This window comes from Actinomycetota bacterium (assembly GCA_035759705.1).
Taxonomy (GTDB): Bacteria; Actinomycetota; CADDZG01; order JAHWKV01; family JAHWKV01; genus JAJCYE01.
In genome coordinates this window covers 1-5,118 of record DASTUJ010000072.1, presented here as the reverse complement: position 1 = coordinate 5,118, position 5,118 = coordinate 1, and the positions used below count along the sequence as shown (strand labels likewise).

The following is a 5,118-nucleotide window of genomic DNA, read 5'->3' as shown; positions in this document are numbered from 1 at the left end:
GATATCGGCATGATGATCAGGATCTTGCCGGAGATGCGGGCCTCGGCGGAGAGGGCACGGACCTCACCCCGGACCTCCTGCCGCGTGTGCATGAAGTCGGCCAGGATTCGAAGCGTGTCGGCCAGCTTGCCGCCGGTCTGGTGCTGGATGCGGATGGCTTTGACGGTCCACGAGATGTCCTTGGAGCCGATACGTTCCGACATGGCGTCGAGGCCCTCCAGAAGCGGGCGCCCCACCGCCGACTCGGCAACCACCCGGGCCAGCTCGTCGGCCAGCGGCGACTCCCCCTCGGCGCCCGCCAGCTCCATACCGAGCAGCAGCGAGGTTCCGGAGTCCAGCGAGCCGGCGATCAGCTGAAGGGTTTCGGGAAGCTGGGACTCGAGTTTGGCGACCCTCTTGGCTGCCTTCGACTTCAGCCGCGAGAGTGACAGCATCGGGATGACCACCAGGCCCACCAGCGCTCCGATGATCGAGTCGGTGAGCAGGTACAGCAGCGCTGCGGTGACAAGGGCGCCCATGGCCACCATGGCGCCGAACTCCCCCGACCTCAGAGTCGAGCCCGATTGGATGAGCCTGAACCGCACCTTCCCGACGGCCTGCGACTGTCCCATCGCTCGGTCTGCAAAAGCTCCGGCCTTCTCCATCAGCTTCGAGAGGTCCTGCGGTGACCTGGTCGGTACGTCCAGCTCTTTGTCCAGAAGCTCTCTCAGCGCGGCGTTGCGGTCGGTGGCGCCCTTGGACAAACCGACGGCGCAGACGACGAACCCTGCGCCGATCAGCAGGATCGCTGCCAGCTGCATCATCTCGACGACTTCTTTCCGTTGGCGGCGGTCAGAATCCGGTTGCCGGCTGCGGCGGCCGGAGGTTCGGTCCGGGGGCGGAAGAGGCGGGCGGGGACGTCGACCCCCTTGTCCTGCAGCTTCTCGATGATCTTCGGGCGCAGCCCGGTCGGCTTGAGGCTGCCCGAGGAGGTCGCCGAGGCGCTTCCGCCCTCGGCGAACGAGTACCGGAAGATGTCCTGGAGGGTGATGATGTCGCCTTCCATGCCCTGGATCTCGGAGATGTGGGTGATACGCCGGGACCCGTCACCGAACCGTTGAATCTGGATGACGATGTCCAGCGCCGCGGCCACCTGCTGGCGAATTGCACGCACGGGCAGGTCGTAGCCGGCCATCATCACCATGGTGTCGAGCCTGGTGAGCGCATCACGCGGCGAGTTGGAGTGGACGGTGGTGAGGCTTCCCTCGTGCCCGGTGTTCATTGCCTGAAGCATGTCCAGCGCCTCGCCGCCGCGGACCTCTCCGACGATGATCCGGTCGGGCCGCATCCGCAACGCGTTGCGGACCAGCTCACGGATGCCCACCTGGCCGACTCCCTCGATGTTGGCCGGACGGGCCTCCATCCGGACCACGTGGGGCTTGGAGAGCCGGATCTCCGCGGCGTCCTCGATGGTGATGATGCGCTCGTTCTCCGGGACGAAGTCGCCCAGGATGTTCAAAAGGGTGGTCTTTCCGGTTCCCGTTCCGCCCGAGACGATCATGTTGAGCCGTCCGAGCACCGCGGCCTCCAGGAAGAACCCTGCGTCCGGAGTCACCGCGCCCAGGCGGATCAGGTCGCTCATGGCGAACGGCTTGGCCGGGAAACGCCGGATGGTGAGCACCGGGGAGTCGACGGCGACGGGGGGCAGCATCGCGTTCACCCGGGAGCCGTCCAGCAGGCGGGCGTCCACCATGGGTGAGGACTCGTCGATCCTCCGGCCGACCGTCGCCACGATCTTCTCGATGACCTGCCTGAGGTGGGCCTCGTCGGTGAAGCTGACATCCGAGTGGATGAGCTTGCCGGACTTCTCGATGTAGATGTCGTTGTAGCCGTTGCACATGATCTCGGTGATGTCGGGCTGGGAGAGCAGCTCCTCCAGGGGCCCGTAACCGAGCAGGTCGGCGGTCAGCTCGGCAACGAACTTCGGCCGCTGGGATGCGGGAAGGACGATCCCCGCCCGGCTGAGCGCCGCCTCGAGGTTCTCCGATAGGACAATCTTCATCTCCTCCGCCTTGGACTTGGCGTACAGCTTGGTCCCCAGCTCCTCCATGAGGGCGTCGCGAACCTGCCGTTTCATCTGGCCCCAGTTCGCGGAGGTGCCGGCTGCAGTCTTGCGCTTCTTGTCGGGCACCAGGGATGCCTTCACCCCCGAGACGCGGGCCTTTTCGGTCTCGATCTTCTCCAGGCGGTCCGAAAGCGCCATCTAGCTCTGTCCTTTCTTGCGGCCAAGCAGGCCGGAACGCTTGACGCCGTGACCGGGGGTGATCCAGGGAACTTGAATGCCGGGACCCGGGGGGACCAAGGTGGCGAACCCCTCGGCCAGCTGGCGGGAGATTTCGGACTTGGGCTTGGCCTCCAGCAGCGGGATGCCCATGTTGGTGGCCCACGGGATCTCCCGGGAGACCGGAACCACCGCCAGGAACCCCTGCGGGAAGAGCTGGCCGACACCCTGAAGGTCCAGGCCGATGTTCGAGTCCGAGCGGTTGACCAGCAGGACCGCCTTTTCGGGGGCGACGTCGAGCTTCTCGATGGTCTCCAGGTACCGGCGCATGTTTTTCAGCGACGGGACATCCATGTTCGCCGTCACGATGATCTTCTCGGACTGGTCGAAGACGGCCAGGCACGTCTCGTTGAGGGAGGGCGGGGTGTCGACGACGACGTAGTCGAACTGGCGCCGGGCCACGTCCAGGATCGTCGTAACCTCGTCCGGACCGATTCGTTCGCCGGCCAGAACGTCGACCGGGGCGCATAGGGCGTTGAATCCGGCGCTGTGCTCGACCACCGACTCCATCAGCTCATCCGGATCCCCGAGCAGGTCCTCGATCGTCCTCTGCGGGTGCAGGTGCAGGGACGGAGCGATCTCGCCGAACTGCAGGTCGAGGTCCACCAGCAGAACCCGGCCCCCGGTGGCCTTCGCCAGATAGGCGGCAAGGTTGCTCGCCACCATGGTCTTGCCGCTGCCGCCCGAAGCCGACGCCACGGTGAAGAGCCGGGCGAGGGCAACCGTCGAAGTGCGTCCGCGGGATTCCTCCACCGGAGCGGCGTCCTGAATCACGACCCGCTCGGTCACCACCACGCTGCCCTCCCGCAGCTGCTCGGCCGTGTTCAGAGCGGCCGAAAGCTTGGTCCGCAGCCGGGCCTTCGACGGGTTGGGCGGGATGAAGTCGCTGGCGCCGCTGGCCGCCATCTGGGCCGCCGTCCACGTCTTGCGACGGTTGTCCGACAGCACAATGACGATCTTCGGCTGGGCCTTGTGGATCACGGCCAGCCTCTTGAGGCCTGCGCCGGTCACCTCCTCCAGCCCGAGAATGATCACATCCGGGTCTTCGGCCGCCGCCACCTCCACTATCTCGGTGGGGCGGTCCAGCTTCAATACCTCGGGCGCGGGGTCGAGCCCTTCAGCGACCTTCCCCAGCGCGGAAGCTAGGGTGCCCACACGGTCGACAACGATGACCTTGGGCTGGCGCTCGGCCCCCGTCGGGGGGTCGATGTCCGGCTCGTCCTCGACTGCTTCGATCTCGTCTTCTTCGTCGTCCCGGGCCGACACCAGCTGCACCAGCCTCGGCTGCTCCGGAGCAACCTCAGGCGTACGGGGAGTCACAACGGCTGCCGGGGGCCTCTCCATCTCGAGCCGGCGGAGAAGCTCGTAGTCGACCGGGGCAATAGGCTCTCCCAGGGGACCCGGAAAGTCCTCCGGCTGGTTGCGCAGTCTCATGCTCATGCGAGCGCCGTCCTGAAGGTTCGGCCGGTGCCGATTGCGGGCGGGTCCCCGGCGTTCATCAGGGTCAGCCAAAGCGCGCCGTTCTCCTTGGCGAAGATGATCTTCTCCGCCTGGTCGGTGTTCACGGAAAGGGTCAGCAGGATCTCGCCCGACTCCGCGGGAGCCTCTCCTGCGGCCTGTGCCGCAGCCGAAAGCGCCCGGCGGTTGGCCAGCACCGTGATGTCGCTCAACAGCAGTTGGGTGAGGGTGGCGTCCTCGGGGAGCGGTTCGCCGGGCAGTCCTTTGAAGGTGACGAAGATGTCCGCCTTCGACCCCGGCTGGATGTAGTCGCCGACTCCCTGCGGCAGCGGCACGCTGATGGTCAGCGCCCTCATGCCCTCGGGGATCTTGAGGCTCTCGGAACCGTTCTTGTTGAACTGCACGGTGGTCAGGATCTCGCCCTTCGACATAGACCGGACCAGGGTCTTACCCTCGGCCTGGCTCGGGTCGGAGATGGCGCCCGGCGGGCGAAGCGACACCGGTATCTGGCGCCGCTCGATGTCCTCGGCCAGGTCCTCCCAGAGGGTCCCGACCGTCAGGTCGTTGACCGCGACGTAAGCGAAGGCGGTTTCGGTCTTGCCGGTGGTGGTCGCGGGGGCGTTCTTGCCGGCACTGGCCGTGTACAGGTAAGCCAGGAGCATTCCGAGGATAGCCATCACTGCTCCACCGATCACAACGACTTTCGAGCGCTTCATACCTGATATCTCCTGAACTTGGTGACTGGTTGGTTCCGATTGTTGTTTGGGGTGCTCCCTGGTGATCCGAAGGTGGTCGGCGCTGCTGTCACACGCACCAACTCCAATCGGAACCGGCCAGAGCGGTCTCTGAAGAGGTGCCGAAGGTGGACAGATCCTGTTCGATGCGCATATGGACTCTTGCCTTCAGGGCTCCGTTCAGAATTGGGTCAAAGAACGTGCTCGCCGACTCGAGAGGCGTCTGAGCGCAGATAATCAGCGACCCGCCTTTCAGCTTCGAGTCCGGAAAAGAGACCATCGTCCGGGTCTCCGCGTCGTCGAGTCCCACATGGTCCTTGGTCAGGCACATCAGCTTCTTCGTGTCGGTGGTTGCGCCGGCGGCGCCGTTGATCGAACAGCTGGAAACGGACCCCGTCTGGCCGACAACCCCCTGTCGTACTCCGGCGCCCACTCCCTGCTTGAGGGCCATGAGGTCGCTGAAGACCAGTCCGAAGTCGAGGATTCCCGCCAGGATCAGAGCCAGCACCGGGAGTACCAGCGCCATCTCCACGGCGCTCCCTCCGGTTTCGCTCCTCAGGCTCGAACGCCTGCCCGTGCACACTGCTTCGAGCAACTCCCAACCCC

The 5,118-nt window shown here is 65.7% G+C and carries 5 protein-coding genes; all 5 read right to left on the bottom strand.

Translation table 11 applies throughout. The features are described from left to right. Positions 1-803 (bottom strand): type II secretion system F family protein (locus VFV09_04910; GenBank protein ID HEU4867053.1); only part of this gene is annotated, 803 nt, incomplete at its 3' end. Continuing rightward, on the bottom strand, positions 800-2,242 hold the full coding sequence (locus VFV09_04905; protein HEU4867052.1) for a CpaF family protein: 1,443 nt from the start codon (positions 2,240-2,242) through the stop codon (positions 800-802). The genes VFV09_04910 and VFV09_04905, both read right to left, overlap by 4 nt. Further along, positions 2,243-3,760 (bottom strand): AAA family ATPase, encoded by a 1,518-nt coding sequence (locus VFV09_04900; GenBank protein ID HEU4867051.1) that lies wholly within the window; start codon positions 3,758-3,760, stop codon positions 2,243-2,245. It lies immediately after the preceding gene. After that, a complete protein-coding gene (gene cpaB, locus VFV09_04895) occupies positions 3,757-4,494 on the bottom strand; it encodes a Flp pilus assembly protein CpaB (GenBank protein ID HEU4867050.1) in 738 nt (245 codons plus the stop codon). The genes VFV09_04900 and cpaB overlap by 4 nt, the downstream gene beginning before the upstream one ends. Before the next feature lie 88 nt (positions 4,495-4,582). After that, positions 4,583-5,118: TadE family protein (locus VFV09_04890; protein HEU4867049.1), on the bottom strand; the 536-nt coding region annotated here is incomplete at its 5' end.